This is a genomic window from Occallatibacter sp. (assembly GCF_049582745.1).
GTDB lineage: Bacteria > Acidobacteriota > Terriglobia > Terriglobales > Acidobacteriaceae > Telmatobacter.
In genome coordinates, this window is the sequence record NZ_JBAUUO010000067.1 from 128,016 (window position 1) to 149,220 (window position 21,205).

The window sequence follows — 21,205 nt, forward strand, 5'->3', positions numbered from 1 at the left end:
TATTTCAGTTCATCTTCCGTAAAGGTGCCTCTGTATGATCCAACGGGTTCGCCAGTCTCCTGTTGTCATTGCGATTCTCATCTGTACAAGATATTTCTCCAAGCGGCCGATTTGTTTCCACCGAATGCTGGGATTCGCCCTGATCTGCACGTCGTTTGCGAGCGTCGTTGCTCAATCACCAACGCCCGTTCCCGTTCTAACGTGGCGCTACGATCTGACACACGCCGGCGATAACACGCAAGAAACAGCACTTACTCAAGCGAACGTAAACCCGCAATCATTCGGCAAGTTATTCTCGCTCCCCGTAGACAGTACGGTATATGCTCAGCCGCTTTACGTCCCGGCGCTGAAGATGAGCGACGGCCTCGTGCACAATGTGCTCTTTGTTGCGACGGAGAATGACTCAATCTACGCCTTTGACGCGGATTCAAACGGCGGAGCCAATGCGAAGCCAATCTGGCAAGTTAGCCTGCTTACCGCTGCTTACGGGGCGGGGGCCGGTGCCACGGCAGTGCCCTGGGCCGATACTGGATCACCCGACGTTGCGCCAACTGTGGGCATTACAGGCACTCCGACGATCAACTCCGCAACGAACACGATGTACGTCGTCGCAAATACAAAAGAAAACGGTGTGTACTTTTCGCGCCTGCATGCGATCAACATTATGAACGGTACTGAGCAGGCGAATAGCCCGGTGAACATTACTGCGACAGCGGCGGGAACCGGGGCCGGCAGTTCCGGTGGGCAGATTACGTTCAGTCCGCTGTGGCAGAATCAGCGCACCGCGTTGAATTATTACAACGGGTACGTCTACTTCGGCTACGCGGCGCACGGCGACCTCAACAATTGGCATGGATGGCTGTTCGCGTATGACGCGACCACGCTGAAACAGTCAGCAGCGCTTTGTCTCAGCCCGAACGATATCGGCGCGGGCGTGTGGGGCTCGGGCGCAGGAATGCCAATCGATACCAACATCTCCGGTGGCCGTATGTTTGTCGTAACCGGCAATGGCGCCCGTTCCAATCCACCATTCAACGCCAGCACCGATTTCGGTCAGAGCGTCATTGCCTTTAATCTCGCGAACGGCGCGCTCACGCCAACTGATTCGTTTACTTCGTTCAACTACCTGACCCTCAATACTGAAGACTGGGATCAGGGTGCCGGTGGCGTGCTGATGTTGCCAGACCAGCCGGGTTCCTATCCCCACGTGCTGGTCACCGCAGGAAAGGAAGGGCGAATCACAGTGTTGAACCGCGATAATCTCGGCGGTCTTGTATCCGGCGCATCGTCGAACACCAATGCGCTACAGGACATCTCCGGCGTGATCTCGCAAGGACAAGGCTTCTGGGGCACGGGCGCCTACTGGAATGGGAATGTTTATGTGTGGGCTGGCGGCGACAACCCCGGCACACCCAACGCCGGCATGTTGTTCAAGATGAATAACGGCGTAATGGACACCGAGCCCGACAGCGAGACAACCTCTACTTCAAAATTCCCCGGACCTACCTTCTCAATCTCATCCAATGGAACGCAGGATGGCATCGCCTGGGCAGTGCAGGCCGACCAGTTCAACACCAACGGACCTGCCGTGTTGTACGCCTTCGACGCCACCGATCTTTCCGATATCCTCTATGAGAGCGACACCAACGCTACGCGCGACTCGGCTGGACCCGCCAATAAGTTCTCCGTACCAGTGGTGACCAACGGAAAGGTCTACGTTGCAGCACATGGAGAAGTGGACGTCTACGGGCTCCTCAATGCTGCGGCAAGCGCAGCGGCACCCGTCATCAATCCCAATGGCGGAACATTCTCCACGAGCCAGAGTGTTCAGATATCCAGTTCGACACCGTCTGCGAGCATCTTCTATACCCTCGACGGCTCCACGCCGACACCAACATCGACACAATACACTGCGCCGATTACCATCAGCACCGATACAACCATCAAGGCTATTGCCAGCGCCCCAGGGTATGGCCTGAGCAGCGTGGCCAGCGCGACCTTCACAATTACTCAGCCTTCATTCACGTTGACGGGGGGCTCCATACCAGCCATCGCAGCGGGCGGGTCAGCGACTTCAACCATCACAATCACTCCCGCCGGCGGATTTACCGGAAGCGTGTCTCTCTCTTGCGCGATCACCAGCAGTCCGGCGGGCGCTGTCGCTCCGCCTACCTGCAATGTCTCCCAGCCCGCCTCCATATCCGGCGCCCAGGCGGTGACCTCCAAGCTCACCATCAACACCACGGCTGCCTCGGCAGCGGCGCTTCATAACCCGCTGCGCCCATTCGTCAAGATCGGTGAGGGAACGCTTGTGGCCATCCCGTTCTTTTGGCTTCCCTTTCGTCGTCGTAGATGGCAAACGATGCTGGGACTGCTGTTGTTGGCGACACTGGCTTCTGTAGCCTGCGGTTGCGGCGGTGTAACTAAAACGCCGAGTCCAACCCAAGGAAGCGGTGGCACAACAGCAGGGGCCTATTCGATCACCGTCACAGGCACCAGCGGATCTATGCAATCAACCACGAATCTCTCCGTCACCGTGCAGTAGAAAAGCCGGTAGGCGCACGATACAACCTGTAGAAGATTGGACCTTGGTAACGTTGGGCTCACGGCGCTTCGCCAAATGAGTCAATGTTGCCAGGGTTTTGTCTGTTTGTGGTCATTTCGGTCGATCTAAATCAAGAAGTTATCCCACCGCAATCGTCGTCATAACCTAAGTAATGCGGACTGTGATTTCAGTCACCGTTTCGCAACTATTCCCCTCCTATACTGACATTCAAATAATTCACTTCACTTGATCCTACACAGCACATCGTGACGTTCAGGCGCCTCGATTTCTCTGTGGGTTACCCAACGACATCCACGTCGACGTTGGGTGGGCGCACTCAATGTGGCTCAGTCTTGAAAAACGATCGGCGAGCATCCGTAGAACGAGCAATCCATGCTGGATCGCTATCCAGCATGGGACTGATGCCGACCTCAAGTGCGCAATTGTCCGGCCTTCCAAGGTGGGAATGTTCTCACCGATGGCTATTCCTCGAACTCTGCGATTCATCGGACGCAGCCATTTCGCGTCTACACCAATTCGTTTTCTCACTCGCAGGTTCCGTGATGTGCTGCAACCGGAGTATCGGAAAAGCACGATTCAGCTCGCGACTTCAAGTTCACACGTTTCGTTGAACCATGAACGTCGCGTTCTCCATGCCTTTCGAATCGTGAAGCGACCCGCAATCGGGGTGCATCCACGTGTGCTCGCCATCCTGACTTGAGGAATGTCCATGAAGACTCGCCTTTTCGCACTTTTAGCGCTAGCGGGATCAACAATCCCGATGTCAGCCATTACAGTCGTTACGCCTTCCAACGGTGCAGTGTTAACTTCACCTTTCAAATTGGTGGCAAGTACCAGCACCTGCGCCGGAGTCCCCGCTGTCTCGATGGGCTACTCGATCGATCACAATGCGGCAATTATTCAACCCACATCATTCAGTGCCATGGTCGTAGCCAGTCCCGGATCGCATGTTCTCCACGTGAAATGCTGGGGCAAGCAAGTAAATGCCCAGGTGCTTTTCAACATTACAATTCTTGCCGCAACTACCAATATCTCCGTGGCGAGTCCTGCAAACGGCACGACCCTGGCCTCACCGTTCAAGCTGGTTGCAAGCTCACAGACATGCGCTTCAGTTCCGGCCGTTTCCATGGGCTACTCGATCGATAGCGGCCCCGTGACCATCGAGCCAACTTCATTCAGTGCGTTTGTCTCTGCAAGCGCGGGTAGCCATATATTGCATGTGAAATGTTGGGGCCAGCACGCCGCGGATCAAGTCCTACTCAGCATCAAAGTGGCGTCGGCGGCCGCTGCGGCCACACCCGCGTTCTCGCTGGCTCCCGGCCAATACACATCCAAGCAGTACGTGTCGCTGTCAGATCCTACTGCGGGCTCGACGATCCACTACACGCTCGACGGTTCTGGCCCATCTGCATCGTCGCCTGTTTACGCCGGACCCATTCTGGTGGCGAATTCAATGACGGTCCAGGCATTGGCTGTGGCTTCGGGTTATGCAAACAGCGGCATCGCGCGAGCGGACTATTCGATTGTCACGTCGAAAGGGCCATCCATTCCTTCAAACGCGATCAAAGTAGCAGGCGTGCAGTTAATGCCCAATTGGAGAATCAAGCACGATTCAGCCACGCCGGGTACATCGACGGGGGTGATGACTGACGTTGCGGATCCTTCGTTGAGCGGACTGGCGCAGCGGTTTGACACCAGTTTCACCAATGGCGGAGGTGAACTCTACTCTGTCACTTACGCGAAAGACACAGTGCCAATGAACTTCGTCTATGACGCCGAGGTCTATATCGAAGAAGGCAGCAAGATCATGAACCTCGAGATGGACAACAATCAGGTCATCCCCAATGGGGATACCGTCATCTATGCGTTCCAGTGTGCCGGCGCCTCAAATACCTGGGAGTACAGCTCGAATGCCGGAACCCCAAGCCAGCCAGTGGTGAAATGGATTCGCTCCAGTGCTCCCTGCAACCCTGCAAATTGGACACCGAATAAGTGGCACCACGTCCAGATCAGTTACTCTCGCGACAATGTAGGCAATGTTACTTACCACTCGGTGTGGCTTGACGGCGTTGAGTCGCAGATCAACAAAACTGTGAACTCCGATTTCCGACTCGGCTGGGCCGCCGGAGTTCTTATCGCCAACTTCCAGATTGATGGTCCCACAGGCACAGACGGCTCTGCAACGCTCTATCTCGATAACTTCACCATATACAGGTGGTGAGCACTCCACAACGCAGAACCGCCCGAAGGCATACGCCCGCCATACGTTTTTTGAAGTGCGAATGTTGGCGCAACAGTCTTCGGGCGGTTTCCCCTATACAAATCACGAGTCCAATCCGTTGCCCCAATTGCCAGACGATGCCTGTCCCCCGGGTCGTCGTCGCCGCGGTGGCTAATTTTTACGCGATCGCTGTGGAGTTTTTGCACGCTGCCGGTAATTCTTTCCGGGATAGCTAAAAAAATCGATTTTGCACGAAAATTACTGCGAATTCTTCGTTGTAGGATGCAATAGATTGTGAAAGTATTCCTAGAGACACATTGGAAAAGGTTGCCTGGGGCCCCATCAAAAATCCGAGTGAAGTCGACATGTTCGTAAAACCTATGATGCCGATGTACCAGCAAGTCTCACCCATGGATCTCAGATTAGGCCCGAATCGGTTCGGCAGCGCAGTCGCACGCACACTGCGCACCGCGACGCCGCGATCAGAGGTTGCTGAGTAGTTCGAAGTCGGCGCTTTGCGCTGCATCTCAGACATACCCGCCTAAAACGAAAACCTTTCGGCTTCCCAGCTGTACGAGCAATCTGGGGACGTAGCAGAATAATGCCTTCTATCGCAAAGGAAACTCGATGAATCTTGCTCGGAGCATCACCCTCGCCTCTATCCTTGCCCTCACCATGACTTTGCCCGCCCTCGCCGGTGTAACAGTCAACAGCCCTTCCAATGACACCGATGTCTCATCGCCATTTACTTTGAACGCCTCTGCGTCCGTATGCTCGTCAACGAGCGTTGTATCCATGGGCTATTCGTTAGACAGTAGCTCAGATACAACCGTCTTCAAGGGTCAATCCATTAATACATCGATTTCATCTTCTACTGGCGGGCACACCTTGCATGTGAAGGCGTGGGGTCAGAACGGAGCCTCATGTGTCACATCGATCGCCATCACCGTCAAGGCTGGCAGCACAAGCTCTGAGTCGATCATCCCCTCTACTGCCGACATCGTCAGCTCCATTGAGGCATTAAACGGTTGGAAAGCTGCGCATGACTCAGGCGGACCCGGCTCCTCCAGCGGCTATATGTCGCTGGTTAGTTCCCCATCGCTTTACGGAAGCGCACGCAAATTCGTGACGTCATTCTCAAATAGCGGCGATGAACGGTATTCGAAATCATTCTCTGACAATGTCGATGCCAAGAACCTGTTCTATGACACATGGGTTTATCTCACCAGTTCGTCCAGTAAGATTGGCAACCTGGAGTTTGACGTAAATCAGGTAATGCCGAACGGCCAAACCGTATTAATTGGCGTGCAGTGCGACGGCTACTCCGGGGAATGGGCTTACAACGTTAACAAGGGATCTGCAGGCAGTCCAAAAATGGCCTGGGTTGGCAAGAGCGGCACGCACTGCAACCCGCGCAGTTGGTCGGTCGATAAGTGGCACCACGTTCAGGCCAGCTTCTACCGCAGCAGCGGCGGCACCATTACCTATCATTCCGTGTGGCTCGATGGTGTTCAGTCCACCCTTAACGTGCAGGCGTTCGGCGCAGCCGATCTTGGATGGGACCCGATAATCAATACCCAGTTCCAGGTTGACGGGCTTGGCTCAAGCGGAACCGTCACTGCTTACCTGGATGCCCTTAAGGTCTCAGCATGGTAAAGAACTAGGAAAGACGTCGGAGGGCTTCTAAAGCCCTCCGACGCTTTTTCTGTGCATCCTTTTCCATGTCGGATTCCGAAACTTTCCTCAGCCTCATCTTCGAAATTCAGCCATCTGTATCGAAATTGCCTCCCCGGACCATGAACAGCGGCAACCCAATGTGCGAACAATCCTGCCCTCCCGCCTTCCGCGTAAAACTCCGTTTCAACTGCGAATGCAGCAAATTGCGCCAACGCTGGCCGTATTAATCTCCAGCGATTCAGAGATTTGGCGGCCCTGCCGCTCCGCCTCCGGAATTGTCACAATCGACGTGTGATTCAAATCACCGTCATTTGAGCCAAACAGACGGCATATTCATAGCAAGGGCAGGTTTACACTGTGCATGTGGATAGGAAAAGCGCTTGGTTCTTGTTGGCGATCATGCTGCTGTCGACGGCGCTCCCCAGCTTGGCCTGTCTCCCGCCCACGCACCGCTCCGCGTGCTGCCAGCAGATGATGCAGAATTGCGGTTCGTCCATGACGATGGCGGACTCCTGCTGCAAGATGCGCTCGACCGACACAAACATGCCTCCCGCGCTGGCGTCGCACCCTGAAAATAACAGTCTGTCATCCCAACTCGTCGTCGCAACCATCCTCATGCCCGTTTTGACGAGTGGCGCCGCTCATGTTCCATCGGCCGAAGCGCCCCCAGGCGCACCCGCTTCCGGTCGTTCTTTCATCCTTCGAATCTAGGCACTCACCCTTCCGTCTGCAATCAGGTTTCGTGTACCCGGCCCAATGTGCCGGATGCGCTTGGTCTGGCCCCAACTCGCACGGCCTTTGAGGGAGAGATGAAGACTCGATATTTATGGACAAGTGCGCTCAGCCTTGCGCTCACGTTGCCTTTCTGTAAGGCACAGGCCCCAGGCGGTTCAACTGCGATCGGCGATTTGAGCGCACTGATCGGCACCACACACGCCACCACCGCACCCGGGACCGCGTTCTCGCTGAATGAAGTGGAACGCATCGCTCTCGCTCAGAATCCAGAGATTGAGCTTGCCGCCCGAAAAGTTGCAGCCGCCCAGGCGCATGTCCCGTTGGCGGGCGCGCTCGATGATCCTCAAGCCATGTATCGCGGTTGGCAGGTGCCGCTGGCGCACCCCTATGACTACAACAGCGCGCAGAACATGCTCATGCTCGGGCAGTCTTTTCCAGGCCGTGGCAAACGCGGGCTTCGCACATCCATTGCCCAGTCCGATGTCGATCTGGCAAGGGACGAACTGGACCAGGCGCGCCTGCGTGTACGCGTGAATGTGCGCAAAGCGTTTTTCGAGATGCTCCTTGCGCAGGATGAGATTCACATTCACGACGAACATGTGGGGATCGCGCAGCAGGCGATTGAGGCCGCGCGCATCAAGTACAGCGTCGGCAAGACTCCGCAAGTCGAAATCCTCAAGGCGCAACTTGCCCTCACGCGTCTGGCCGAACACATGATCCGGTTTGATCGCGACGGAGATGTGGCCCGCGCCCGCCTCAATACCCTGATGGGCCGGCAGCCCGAGACTCCGATCGATGTTCAAGGCGACTACGCCGTCAACACTCCGCTGCCTGCTCTTGAGGCGCTCGTATCCTCCGCGATGCAAGCGCGCCCGGACCTGGCTGAGGCCTTGGCGGCCGAAGCAAAGAGCCGCAAGGAACAGGATCTTGCCAGAAAGGCGATGGTGCCCGATTTCAGCGTTTCCGCCGGGTACATGTTGATGCCGTCGGGCATGAGCCCGCGCAACAACTACATGGTTGAAGGATCGATGTCCCTGCCCTGGCTCAATCGCAGCAAACACGATGCCGAAGTCCGTGAGGCCGCTGCATCTGCTTCTCAAAACAGTGCTGAAGTCACGGCCATCAAAGCGGAGGCCCTTGATCAGATCGAAGAGTCCCTGGCCGAGGCTCGTGCAGCACAGCGCCTGGCGCGTGTCTATCAAGACTCGCTGAAACCGCAGGCAGATCAGACGCTGCACGCCGCAGTCGTGGCCTATGAGAACGACGAGACTTCGTTCCTCGATCTGCTCGACAGCCAGATGACCGTCGTGGATGTCGACCTGGGGTCCATTGATGCGCTCGCGGATTTCAACATCAAGATGGCCGACCTTGAGATGGCAGTGGGCGCACCGCTGACTGCGCAGGAGATTACGAAATGACTGACACATCCTTAAAGAATGCGTTCGCTGTATGCGCGTTGCTCTGCGTAGGTCTTGCCGCCGCTCTGGGGTACGTGCTATGGCGTCATTGGGCCCCGGCATCATCACAAACCGACACCGGCCCCGTTGTCGCGCGAGGCCCTGAAGCACCTTCGCAAAGCGGCGGCGGCGGCAAGTCTCAACCCACCGGCCCGGAAGAGCCGGCGCTCACGCCCGTTCAAATGTCGCCGCAGCGCATGCAGGAAATTGGCGTCACGACGGCTGTCGCGGAAATGAAAGAAGTAAGCGACGAACTGCAGGCTCCAGGAAGCGTTGCGATCGACGAACAGCGGATCTCGTATGTGCAGACCCGCTTTCCCGGATGGATTCGCAATGTCTTTGCGAATGCGACTTACCAATACGTGCGCAAGGGACAGAGTCTTTTCACCATCTACAGTCCCGACCTTGTAAGCACCGAGCAGGAGTACCTGCTGGCGAAAAAGAACCAGAAATCCGTCTCGGAGCACATGCACGGAACTCCGGCGGAAGAAGGCAACTGGCTTCTGCAGGCCGCTGCCGAGCGTCTGCGCCGCTTCGACATACCCGAAGCAGAAATCGCGCATCTTGACTCCAGCGGCACCGCGAATCACGAAATCACAATCGATTCGCCGGCATCCGGCTACATCATCGAGCGCAATGCGCTGCCCAATGCGTACGTGCAGCCTGAAACAAGGCTCTACACCATCGCCGATCTCTCTACCGTGTGGGTCTACGCCAACGTGCCTCAAACGGACGTGGGCCGCTTGAAGCCCGGTGACCGCACCCAGGTCTCGGTGGACGCGTACCCTGGGCGTAAATTCAACGGCCGCATCGATCAAATCCTTCCCGATGTCGATGTCACCACGCGCACTGTGCGCGTGCGTCTCGTCATGAGCAATCCCGGTGTTGCGCTGAAGCCCGGGATGTACGTCAACGTCGATATCGCCGCTCCACTCGGCCGCCAGCTCCTCATTCCCGTTTCCGGTGTTCTGCAGGCCGGCTCGCGCCAGATCGCGTTCATCGACCGCGGACAGGGTTCGTTGGAACCCCGCGAAATTGAAACCGGTCCCACGCTCGGCGATTCTATCGTCGTGCTCAAAGGACTCAAAGCCGGCGATCGCATCGTCAGTTCCGCCAATTTTCTGGTTGATTCCGAGGCTCAATTGCAGAGTGCCATGGGCAGCTTCGCACCTCCGCCATCACAAGCGGCCTCCGGTCCGCAGCAATCAGCCGCACAAGTGCAGATTGACTTCATCACCGAACCCAACCCCCCGCGAAAAGGTGCGAATTCCGTGCGCGTACGGTTAACCGGCCCCGACGGCAAGACCCTAAGCGGAGTGCAGACGACCATAACGTTCTTCATGCCCGCGATGCCCGCGATGGGCATGGCCGCTCAACATGCTTCCGTATCTCTCACCGAAAAAGGCAACGGCAATTATGAATCGCCGCTCCACCTTGACGCAGGCGGAACCTGGCAGGTGACCATCACGGTTCAGCGCGCCGGCACGACGATCGCAACAAAGCAGCTCAGCGTGAGCGCCACGGGAGGCATGTAATGATCGCTCGAACCATCGCCTGGTGCGCACGCAATCCATTCCTGGTCATCACGGCCGCAATTCTGCTCGCCGTCGCGGGTATCTGGTGCATGGTGCACGTGCCGCTCGATGCGCTACCCGACATCAGCGACGTCCAGGTCATCATCCACACCCCGTGGGCCGGCGAACCGCCCAGCGTCATCGAAGACCAGGTGACCTATCCCATCGTCACCGCATTGCTCTCCGCGCCCCGCGTTCGCAACGTGCGTGCACAAACGATGTTTGGCGACTCTTACGTCTTCGTGGTCTTTCAGGACGGCGCCGATCTCTACTGGGCGCGTTCGCGCGTGACGGAGTACCTCCAGCAGATTGCCGGAAAATTGCCCGCGGATGTGCATCCGGCCATTGGTCCCGATGCAACGGGAGCAGGTTGGGTATATGAGTATGCGCTCGTCGATCGCACCCATACACGCAGCCTTGCCGATCTGCGTTCCTTGCAGGACTGGTACCTGCGCTATCAACTTCAAACCGTTCCCGGTGTTGCGGAAGTTGCAAGCATCGGCGGATTCGTACGCCAGTACCAGGTAAACCTCGATCCGAACAAGCTCTTCTCCTACGGCATTCCGACATCCATGGTGATCGAGAAGGTCCGCCAGAGCACCAACGAAGTCGGCGGCGATGTTCTCGAGATGAGCGGCGCCGAATACATGATTCGTGGAATGGGCTACGCGCGCACCCTCGCCGATCTCGAAAACGTGCCTGTCGCAACCAAAAACGGCACGCCGGTGCTGGTCCGCGATTTGGGCACGGTATCGTTCGGGCCCGATGTCCGGCGAGGCGCTGCCGACTGGCAGGGACAGGGCGAAACCGTGGGTGGCATCGTGGTGATGCGAGACGGCATGAATGCGCTCGACGTGATCGAAGGCGTGAAGCAGCGATTTAAAGAGCTTGCTCCGTCATTGCCTCCCGGCGTTGAAATCGACACGGGCTACGACCGGTCGTGGCTCATCAACGAATCGATTCACACCCTCAAGCGTGACCTGATCTTCGAAGCCATCATCGTCAGCTTCGTCAGCATCGCGTTCCTCTTTCACTTTCGTTCGGCGTTGGTGCCCATCCTCACGTTGCCCATCGCTGTCGTCGCGGCGTTCATTCCCATGTACTACCTGCACGTCAGCTCGAACATCATGTCGCTCGGCGGCCTCGCGTTAGCGATCGGTGTGCTGATCGATGCGGCCATCGTCATGGTCGAAAACGGATATCGCCATCTCGCTGAACGCACCGAAACGCCAAGCGGCGAAGAGCACCATCGCATCCTGATCGGCGCAGCGCAACAGGTCGGACCTGCGCTCTTCTATTCCCTCGTCATCATCGTTGTGTCGTTCTTGCCTGTCTTCCTTCTCGAGGCGCAGGAGGGCCGCATGTTTCGCCCGCTCGCATGGACGAAGACTCTCGCCCTTGTCTTCTCTTCCTTGCTTTCCATCACGCTTGTCCCGGCGCTGATGCCCCTCTGCCTTCGCGGAAAGCTCCGCCCTGAATCGCAAAACCCCGCCGCGCGCATCACGCAGGCCATCTATCTGCCCGTCCTTCGCTGGTGCCTCAAGCACTGGAAGCTTGTCGTGATCCTGAATCTCGCATTTCTTGCTGCGACCATTCCGCTTTACTTCCGCCTTGGCAGCCAGTTCATGCCCGCGCTCTACGAAGGTTCATCGCTCTACATGCCCAGCGCACTACCGGGAATCTCCGTCACGCAGGCAGTCGCGCTCATGCAGCAGCAGGACCGGATCATCAAGACTTTCCCTGAAGTCGCAACCGTCTTCGGTACCGTTGGAAGATCTGACAGCGCCACCGATAACGCGCCGCTCGATATGTACGACACCACTATCATGCTGAAACCGCGCGGGCAGTGGCGTCCCGGCATGACCTACGAAAAGCTCATTCATGACATGGACGAGAAGCTGCAATTTCCTGGACTCACCAACACCTGGACGATGCCCGTGCAAAATCGCCTCGACATGGAACTCACCGGTATCAAGACGCCAGTCGGCATCAAAATTCAGGGTCCCGATCTCGCTCGCGTCCAGGACATTGGCGCTCAGATGCAGCAGGTGCTGTCAGGCATGTCCGACACCAGTTCCGTCTTTGCAGAACGCGTGTCGCAGGGGTTTTATCTCAACATTGAGGTCAATCGTCCCGTGGCGGCGCGTTATGGATTGACCGTAGGTGACGTCCAGCGCGTCATCAATTCCGAAATAGGCGGAGCCGACATTGCTGAAAACGTTGAAGGCCGGCAACGCATTCCCATTGCCGTGCGCTATCAGCACGATTTTCGCGATAGTCCGCAGGCAATCGGCAAAGCTCTTATCCCGACTCCCACTGGCGAGCAGATCCCGATCAGCGAGATCGCGCGCGTATCGTTCTCGCGCGGACCGGCAATGATCCGCGATGAAGATGGCTCACTGACTGGATACGTTTATTTGAACCTCACGACAAACGACTATGGCGGCTACGTCGATCGCGCAACGCATCTGCTTGAAAAGACCGTCGCTTTGCCTGCAGGTTACACCTGGCACTGGGCCGGCGAATACGAATTTGAAGTCCGCGCCCGCCAGCGTCTCTTGATCATCCTGCCGGTCGTCTTCTTCGTGATCTTTCTGCTGCTTTACCTCGTTTTCAAATCCGTGGCGGAAGCCGCCATCCTGATCTTTCCCACACTCTACGCGATGTCTGGCGGCTTGCTGCTTCAATGGGCTCTTGGCTACAACTTCAGCGTTGCGGTCTGGGTTGGCTACATCGCGCTGTTCGGAATCGCCGTGGAAACGGGTGTCGTGATGGTGGTGTATCTTCACGAATCCCTGGAGCATCGTCTCAAGACCGGTGGTCCGCTCACCGACGATGACCTCGAAAAGGCCACGATCGACGGCGCCGTCCAACGTCTGCGTCCCAAACTGATGACCGTCACCGCAGTGGTGCTGAGCCTCGCGCCCATTCTCTGGGAATCGGGCATTGGCTCGGATGTGATGAAGCCCATCGCCGCGCCCATTCTCGGCGGAATGATCACATCCACCATTCACGTCCTGATCCTCGTGCCGGTCTTCTTCCTGTTGATGAAGCGGCGAGATTTGCGCGCGGGACGCCTCACTGCAGTCAAGGGTCAAACTGCGGACGAGCAGTTGGCGGCAACCAGATAGGTTATTGCCTCACAAGCTGCTCACCCCTTGGCCGTACAATTGCGCTTGCCGGATATTGACGAATAATCTCTCCGGCGAAAGCTGGTGAGCGTGGTCCACGAACGTGTCGTATACCCAATTCGAGAAGATCCGCCAATCAAGCCCCGCCGCGCCATCCTTTGGATTGTCCTGGCTGTCCTTGTCATCCTTTTCAGTGCGCGCACTACGATCTCCTACTACGTCGATTCGCTCTGGTTCTCCTCTCTCGGCTATTCCCAGGTTTTCTGGAGAACACTCGATTTCAAGTGGGCCGCATTTGCAATTCCAACGGTCCTCACGTTTCTGATTCTGTTTGCATGGTTCTCGGCGCTCAGGCGTGCATGCCGTGACGAACTGCACAACGCCGGAACCATCGTTCTCGGCAGCCGCACATTCGAGCTTCCCGTCGATCCCGTCCTGAAGGTCGGCGGTCTGATTGGATCTGCGTTCTTTGCGCTGCTGGCTGGCGCAAGTTTTATGAGCGAATGGACGCGTTTTGCTCTCTTCTGGTTTCAGGGAGCCGCCACAAACGGGCCGGGCGATCCCATCTTTGGCAAAAGCCTCAGTTTCTATTTCTTTACGCTTCCGGCACTGCATTTTCTCTTCGGATGGCTCCTGATGATTGCTGTGCTGGTTTGTGCGATCGCCGGACTCTTCATCCTGTTCACGGGCAGTTCGCAGCTCTTCCGGGAAGGCGCCTACGGATCATCCTCGCTGCCGTGGCGCGCGTTCTCCGCTGCCGCTGCCTTTCTCCTGATCGTCGTTGCGATGCGCACCTGGCTGAGCCGCTTCGACACAATCCTCGCCGATCACACTGTCTTCAGCGGAGTAACCTATACCGACGATCATCTGATCCTCGGCGGATTGCTGGTGGTCTGCGCCGCGCTCATCCTGGGAGCCGGCATTGCCGCTTCCAACATTTTTCTTCGTCCGCGCGTGAGTCGCCTCCTCGCGGCCCCTGTGCCGGCTGTGGCGTGTTTCCTCGTCGTGCAGGTCAGCGCCTGGTACATGAGCAGTTTTATCGTCAAGCCCAACGAACTGGTCCGCGAGCAGCCATTCATCGGGCACAACATTCAATTCACGCGCCAGGCATTCAATCTCGATCAGATTGCCCAACACGAGTTTCCCGCCGACGTCACTGTTGAATCCGCCGATGCCGCGAATAATCAGCCTACACTCCAGAACATCCGTCTGTGGGACTGGCACGCGCTGCAGGATACCCTCCGCCAGATCCAGGAAATCCGCACCTACTACGACTTCCCCGACATCGACATCGATCGATACGAAATCAACGGCGAAGAACGACAGGTAATGCTGGCGACACGCGAGTTGAATATCGAAAAGCTCCCCGAAAGCAGCCGCAACTGGATCAACGAGAAGCTCATCTACACCCACGGCTACGGCATCACCATGAATCCGGTCAACGGCTTTACCTCGGAAGGCCTGCCAACACTGTTGTTGAGCAATATGCCCATTCAAAGCATGGTCCCGTCGATTCAGGTCAAGCGTCCCGAGATTTACTTCGGCCAGCTCACCAACACCGACGTCTACGTCAAAACACGCCAGAAAGAGTTCGACTACCCCCAGGGCGAAACCAACAGCATGGCGACGTACGAGGGCACAGGCGGCATCGAATTGGGATCGTTCCCGCGGCGTCTCCTGATCGCCTTCGATCGCGACGACCTCACCAAGCTTCCCTTCAGCGATGACATCAGTGCGCAGAGCCGGCTGCTGATGAGACGGAATATTCTGGACCGCGTAAGGACTCTTGCCCCCTTCCTCACCTATGATTCCGACCCGTACATCGTGGTCGGCGATGACGGCAGGCTGTCGTGGATGCTCGACGCATTTACGACGTCGGACAGCTACCCTTACTCCACTCATTACACTCTCGGCAACGACCAGATTAACTACATGCGGAACAGCGTGAAAGTGGTGATCGACGCCTACAACGGAACCACAACGTTCTACGTCTTCGATCCGGACGATCCGATTATCGCAACCTACCGCAGCATCTTCCCTCAACTGTTCAAAGATGCATCCACCATGCCTCCCGATCTTCGCCGGCATGTGCGCTACCCTGAGCTGCTTCTGCGCCTGCAGGCCGCTGCTTACGGCCTGTATCACATGACGGATCCGGGTGTCTTTTACAACCGCGAGGATTTGTGGACCGTCGCATCCGAAGTCGGCATGACTTCATCCGGCGACCAGGCTGCGCAACCCATGGATCCGAATTTCGTTCTGATGAAGCTACCGGGCGAATCCTCGACCGAGTTTATCGAGATTCTGCCATTCACACCTTCCAACCGCAATAACCTGATCGGCTGGATCGCCGGCCGCAGCGATGGAGCACAATTTGGCAAGTCAGTCGTCTATGACTTTCCCAAGACCCGTCTCGTCGATGGCCCGCTGCAGATAGAAGCGCGCATCGATCAGAACGCACAGCTTTCCGGGCAGCTCAGCTTGTGGAATCAGCAGGGATCGCGTGTGCGGCGCGGCACGCTCATCGTCATTCCATGCGGCAAGGCTCTCATCTATGCTGAGCCAATCTATCTCCAGGCCGAGCGCAGTCCTATGCCGGAGTTGCGCCTCGTCGTGCTTGCCTTGCAGGATCGCCTCGCCTACGGTTCCACCTTCGAAGCCGCGCTCCGTTCGCTCTTCGGCGGCGAAGTATCGAGCCTGGCGACGGAGTCAAGCGCACCCGCGCAGTCTTCCGGCATTCCTGCGGCAACAAAATCGACGGCAACACCGGCCGATCTCAATGCGCTCATCGAAGGCGCCGCGAAGGATTTCGATGACTATCAGCGCCTCACCGCGCAGGGAAAGCTTGGCGAAGCCGGACAAAAGCTCGATCAGTTGAAGACCAAGCTAAATGAGCTCAACAGCCGGCGGAAGTAAACGGTTCTCCCAAGGGCGGATTGTCGATTCCTGAGCACGGTCGTCATCGGCAATGCGTGCCGGAGTCACGTGCGCTCTTCGAAAAATCTTGACGATGCAATTCAGTGAATGATAAAAATTGGCCGTGCGCAATCTATTGCGCACGCGAATTAAGCGCATAGCTGCTTTTGACCTTACTCCAATCTGTCGATTGGCAAACAGACTTGCAGGGATTCGAGCATTTCAAATCGACTGTACGGCTACAGTATTTGCTGGAGTGTACACGACCTGCGTGATCGAAGATCCGGCTGAGCGAAGCAGGAGGAATACCTTGATGCACGATGCACCGGCACTACCCCTGACACGCCGCAGGGTCCTGCAATCGCTTGCCGCCGCCGGTGGCTGCGCGCTCCTCCCTTCGAAGCTCTTCGCTGCCGGTTCCTGGCAACCGAAAAGCGGCGATGAAGCTTTTCTCGACGATCTGGAACGGCAGGGTTGTCTCTTCTTTTGGGAGCAGGGCAGCGACAAAACCGGACAGGTGCTCGATCGTGCTCGCAACGACCTCAACGGCAGCCGCGACCCGCGCCGCATGGCCAGCATTGCCGCGACCGGCTTCGGACTGACCGCGCTGTGCATCGCGGACAAGCGCGGCTACCTGCCTCATGCGCAGATTGTCGATCGCGTTCGAACCACGCTCGATTGGCACCTGAACAAGTTCCCTGAAGTTCACGGATTCTTCTATCACTTCAGCGACATCGAGACCGGCGAACGCGTCAAAGGTGTCGAGCTTTCCTCCATCGACACTTCCCTGCTTCTCTGCGGCGTCCTCACCGCACACGCGTATTTCAGCGATCCGAAGATCAAGTCGCTTGCCACCCAGATTTATGAACGCGTCGACTGGCCATGGATGCTCAACGGCGGCAAGACGTTCTCCATGGGATGGCATCCCGATTCCGGCTTCCTCGATGCGCGCTGGGAACATTTCTGCGAACTCATGATGATCTATCTGCTGGCCATCGGTTCGCCCACGCACCCGGTCGGCGGTGAATACTGGCTAAACTGGACCCGTCCCGTCATCCATTTCAAGGAATTCACCTACATCAGCGGCAACGATCCGATCTTCACCCACCAGTACTCGCATGCGTGGTTCGATTTCCGTAACAAGCGAGACAAGTACACCAATTACTTTGAGAATTCCATCACAGCAACCCGCGCGCACAAAGCATTCTGTCTCTCCTATCCCAAGTGGTACAACGAAGACTACTGGGGAGTATCCGCATCCGACTACCAGGGCGGCTACACAGCATGGGGAGGGCCGCCGCCGCAGGGGCCGCTCGATGGAACCGTGGTTCCCAATGCTTCTGCCGGCTCGCTGGCCTTTTTGCCCGTCGATTGCATCGCCGTTCAACGCGCCATGCGCGACAAGTGGGGCAAGCGGGCATGGGGACGCTACGGATTTGTCGACGCCTTTCACCCCGCCGCGAACTGGTATGACCCCGACGTCCTCGGCATCGATCAGGGCATCTCGGTGCTGATGGCAGAAAACCTCCGTACGGGCCTGGTTTGGAATACTTTCATGCGCAATCCCGAGCCAACCCGTGCAATGCAGAGCGCAGGGTTCCACGCAACCGCATGATTGCGTATAAGACGATTCCGAAAGCAGAGTAACGTGGCGAAAGCACCCATCAAGCCGATTACGCTGAAAGAGCTCGCAGCCATGCTCGATCTCTCGCAGTCCACGGTCTCCCGCATCATTAATGGAGAAGCGACAGCGCACCGCATCGCCGAAGAAACCCAGCAGCGCGTGCTCCACGCTGCCGCTCTCAACGGCTACGTCGCCAACACCATGGCACGTGGCCTGCGGCAGAAGCGCACCTACACCATCGGCGTCATCGTCCCCGAAATCAGCGAAGGCTACTCGACCACCGTCATCAGCGGGATTGAAGATGAGTTACTCAAGGACGGCTTCTTTTACTTCGTCGCCAGCCATCGCCACCGCGCCGATCTCCTCGAAGGATACCCGCGCATGATGCTTGCGCGATCCGTGGAAGGCATCATCGCCGTCGATTCGCCTATGAATGAGGAACTCCCGGTACCGGTCGTTTCAATCTCGGGTCACGATCGCCGCGACGGCGTCATCAACATCGAGCTTGACCACGACCAGGCCGCGCACCTCGCACTCGCGCATCTGAAATCCCTTGGCCATAAGCTGATCGCATTCATCAAGGGCCAGGCATTCAGTTCCGACACTGTCTTACGCTGGCAGGCCATCGTGCAAGCGGCACGCGATCTCCATATTGAAATCGACGACCGCACTGTAGTTCAGCTGCAAAGTCCCGAGCCCGGCCCTGCTCCTGGACAGGAAATGACACGCCAGCTTCTGCAATCGAATCACCCATTCACCGCGATCTTCGCCTTCAACGACGTCACCGCCATCGGCGCCATCTCGGCGTTGCGCGAAGCAGGCCTGCGCGTCCCCAAAGATATCTCGGTTCTTGGATTTGATGACATCACGGCCGCGTCGATGCACCACCCGCCGTTAACCACCATTCATCAGCCGCTGCGCAGCATGGGCCAAGTGGCCGCGAGCACCTTGCTCTCTCTCATCCGCAATGAGATCCCGCATCCCCAACCCGAGGCAATCACCGTCTATCCCAAGCTTGTCGTGCGAAAATCCACGGGGCACATCATATCGCTGGCAGAAGCCTCCAGCCAAACCGCCGAAGCGCAAGCGGCTGCCTTCAGAACACCGGATATTCCAAGTTAGAGCTTCGGGGCTGATGTTCTTCCCATGTTCAACGGTGTCATTCCAACAAAGGACGGTGTCATTCTGACCGAACGGGGCCCCAAACGTAGTTCAGTTTGGGGGTGGGGAGGGAAGAATCTGCTTCTTTGCCTTCTGGTTTCTGAATTCAGACCCAAGACATTAGCCGTTCTGCTTGCGCGCTGCCGTAGCACGCGTCGCGCCGGTCGAGATGCCGCCATCCACCAGCAGCGTCTGTCCCGTGATGTAGCGGCTCGCCTCAGACGCCAGAAATACGACTGCACCGTCCAGATCATGCGGAAGCCCCGCGCGCTTCACCGGAATCCGGTCCGTAAGATATTCCACCCACTCCGGGTCTTCGTAGAGCACCTTGTTCTGCTCGGTCTTGAACCAGCCGGGAGCCAGGCAATTCACTGTAACACCGTGCCTGCCCCAGTCGTCCGCCAGGCTCATCGTCAGTTGCCGAATCCCGCCGCGGCTCGCGCAATATGGCGCCAGCCCTGCAAATCCGAAGATGCTCGTCACCGACCCGATGTTGATGATCCGCCCGTACCCGCGCTCGATCATGCCCCGCCCAACCGCCTGCGCAACAAAAAAGCTTCCCCGCAGATTTGTATCGAGCACCAGGTTCCAGTCCTCCCACGTAACCTCCACCGCCGGCTTGCGCACGTTGCATCCAGCGTTGTTCACCAGGATATGAATCTGACCGAACGCCGCCGTCGCTTCGCTCACCATGCGTGCAATGCTCAAGGGCTCGCGCACGTCAAGTTCGAGGGCGACGCAGCGCCGCCCGAGACTCTTAACTTCAGCTTCAAATTCGCGCAATGAGTCGCGGTTCCGGCTCGTCAACACCAGGTCTGCCCCGGCCTTCGCCAGCGCCTGCGCAAAGTATTGCCCCAGGCCGCGGCTTGTTCCCGTCACAATCGCAACCTGACCGGTTAGATCGAAAAGCGAATCCGTCACAGTGCAGCCTCGCTGCGCGCTATCTTCAGCGTGCTTCCTCCATCGGAGTCAAGACCACCTTCATCAGGTTCGGCTCCTGCGCATGCAGGCGCTCAAACCAGCTTGGGCCCTCTTCCAGCGGCGCCACCGCCGTGATCAGCGGCCGCACCTGGATGCGGCCACTCGAGATCAGCTCGATCGCTTGCGGATATTCCCCCGACGAAGCCGCGGTTCCCTGAATCTTGATCTGCCGTGAAACCACTTTCTGCAGCGGCAGCCTGACCTCCGGCTCGATGTTTCCTATCAGCGTCACCGTGCCGCCTTTGCGTACGCTGTCGATCGATTCCGCAACCGTCTTGGCGCGGCCCACTGCGTCAAACACCACGTCCGCACCCTCACTGCCTGTCCGCTTCAATACGGCATTGGCAATCTCTTCGCCGGTCCCGCGCAGTGCCTCGTCGGCGCCCAGCAGTTCGCCCAGTGTAAGACGCGTTTCGTCGATGTCGGCGATCATCACTCGTCCCACGCCCGCCGCGCGCAATGCCTGCATCGTCAGCAGGCCGATCATTCCCGCGCCAACCACCAGCGTCGTATCGCCCTTCTTTACTCCACTCACCTTCACGGCATGGATCGCCACCGACGTAGCCTCAAGCATCGCCGCCTCGGGAAATGACATCTTGCTCGGCAAACGATACAGAATCCGCTCCGGCACCGCGATAAATTCTGCAAACGCTCCGTTCCGGCGATACTCGCCGCACGAAACGCCGATCACCTGGCGACAGTCGCAGAGATTCATCTCGCCGCGACGGCAGTACACACACTGGCCGCAGTAGACCGTCGAATCGAAGGTGACGCGATCGCCGGGCTTGTACGTCGTAACACCCGCGCCAACTGAAACGATGACACCGGCAGCTTCATGTCCCATCACCAGCGGAGGAATGCGCCGCCCCGACGATCCGTCGTAGCCATGCACGTCGCTGCCGCAGATCCCGCAGGCCGCCACACGCACCAGCACCTCTTGCTCGCCTGGCTCCGGCCGTGGCAGTTCCGCAATGGCAAACTTGCCGTTCTCTTCCAGTAACAAGGATCTCATCGATTGCTCACGTCCACTTTCCCGTGCAGACTTAGGCGGAAATGGCGTCGCGCCTCCTCCGATTCTATTCGCTGCGAAAGCGAGAGCCTCTCGTTAAAATCTCGCTCAATTCCCAACCACCCCACTTCGTAAAGACCATGAGGACAAATT

12 protein-coding genes are annotated in these 21,205 nt (G+C 57.6%); 9 read left to right on the forward strand and 3 right to left on the reverse strand.

Annotated features, from left to right (window positions below):
* Positions 1-124: 124 nt before the first annotated feature.
* The 3 genes from WCA10_RS11360 to WCA10_RS11370 all read left to right on the forward strand — a co-directional run bounded on the left by WCA10_RS11360 (position 125) and on the right by WCA10_RS11370 (position 6,443).
* Positions 125-2,545 (forward strand): chitobiase/beta-hexosaminidase C-terminal domain-containing protein, encoded by a 2,421-nt coding sequence (locus tag WCA10_RS11360; RefSeq protein ID WP_472822636.1) that lies wholly within the window; start codon positions 125-127, stop codon positions 2,543-2,545.
* A gap of 730 nt (positions 2,546-3,275) precedes the next feature.
* Positions 3,276-4,787, forward strand: coding sequence for a chitobiase/beta-hexosaminidase C-terminal domain-containing protein (locus WCA10_RS11365; RefSeq protein WP_472822637.1), 1,512 nt, complete (start codon positions 3,276-3,278; stop codon positions 4,785-4,787).
* Between the two features lie 627 nt (positions 4,788-5,414).
* On the forward strand, positions 5,415-6,443 hold the full coding sequence (locus WCA10_RS11370) for a hypothetical protein (RefSeq protein WP_472822638.1): 1,029 nt from the start codon (positions 5,415-5,417) through the stop codon (positions 6,441-6,443).
* Between the two features lie 371 nt (positions 6,444-6,814).
* On the opposite strand, the gene WCA10_RS11375 is transcribed toward WCA10_RS11370, so the two are convergent.
* The gene (locus tag WCA10_RS11375) at positions 6,815-7,009 is read right to left on the reverse strand and encodes a hypothetical protein (protein WP_472822639.1); all 195 of its coding nucleotides are present in this window, start codon (positions 7,007-7,009) and stop codon (positions 6,815-6,817) included.
* A gap of 264 nt (positions 7,010-7,273) precedes the next feature.
* On the opposite strand from WCA10_RS11375, the gene WCA10_RS11380 reads away from it, so the two are divergent.
* The 6 genes from WCA10_RS11380 to WCA10_RS11405 all read left to right on the forward strand — a co-directional run bounded on the left by WCA10_RS11380 (position 7,274) and on the right by WCA10_RS11405 (position 19,023).
* Positions 7,274-8,617: a TolC family protein gene (locus tag WCA10_RS11380; RefSeq protein WP_472822640.1), complete on the forward strand. Its 1,344-nt coding sequence runs from the start codon at positions 7,274-7,276 to the stop codon at positions 8,615-8,617.
* The gene (locus WCA10_RS11385) at positions 8,614-10,191 is read left to right on the forward strand and encodes a FixH family protein (RefSeq protein ID WP_472822641.1); all 1,578 of its coding nucleotides are present in this window, start codon (positions 8,614-8,616) and stop codon (positions 10,189-10,191) included. Before WCA10_RS11380 ends, WCA10_RS11385 begins: the two co-directional genes overlap by 4 nt.
* The gene (locus WCA10_RS11390; protein WP_472822642.1) at positions 10,191-13,361 is read left to right on the forward strand and encodes an efflux RND transporter permease subunit; all 3,171 of its coding nucleotides are present in this window, start codon (positions 10,191-10,193) and stop codon (positions 13,359-13,361) included. Before WCA10_RS11385 ends, WCA10_RS11390 begins: the two co-directional genes overlap by 1 nt.
* Positions 13,362-13,445: 84 nt before the next feature.
* Positions 13,446-16,277 carry a UPF0182 family membrane protein gene (locus WCA10_RS11395; protein ID WP_472822643.1) on the forward strand — a complete coding sequence of 944 codons (2,832 nt, stop codon included), beginning with the start codon at positions 13,446-13,448 and terminating at the stop codon, positions 16,275-16,277.
* Positions 16,278-16,590: 313 nt separating this feature from the next.
* A complete protein-coding gene (locus WCA10_RS11400; RefSeq protein WP_472822644.1) occupies positions 16,591-17,892 on the forward strand; it encodes a glucoamylase family protein in 1,302 nt (433 codons plus the stop codon).
* Positions 17,893-17,925: 33 nt separating this feature from the next.
* A complete protein-coding gene (locus tag WCA10_RS11405) occupies positions 17,926-19,023 on the forward strand; it encodes a LacI family DNA-binding transcriptional regulator (RefSeq protein ID WP_472822645.1) in 1,098 nt (365 codons plus the stop codon).
* Positions 19,024-19,182: 159 nt separating this feature from the next.
* Here the strand turns inward: WCA10_RS11405 and WCA10_RS11410 are convergent, their stop codons facing one another.
* Positions 19,183-19,983, reverse strand: coding sequence for an SDR family NAD(P)-dependent oxidoreductase (locus tag WCA10_RS11410; RefSeq protein WP_472822646.1), 801 nt, complete (start codon positions 19,981-19,983; stop codon positions 19,183-19,185).
* Positions 19,984-20,008: 25 nt separating this feature from the next.
* Positions 20,009-21,055: a galactitol-1-phosphate 5-dehydrogenase gene (locus WCA10_RS11415; RefSeq protein ID WP_472822647.1), complete on the reverse strand. Its 1,047-nt coding sequence runs from the start codon at positions 21,053-21,055 to the stop codon at positions 20,009-20,011.
* Positions 21,056-21,205: the final 150 nt, after the last annotated feature.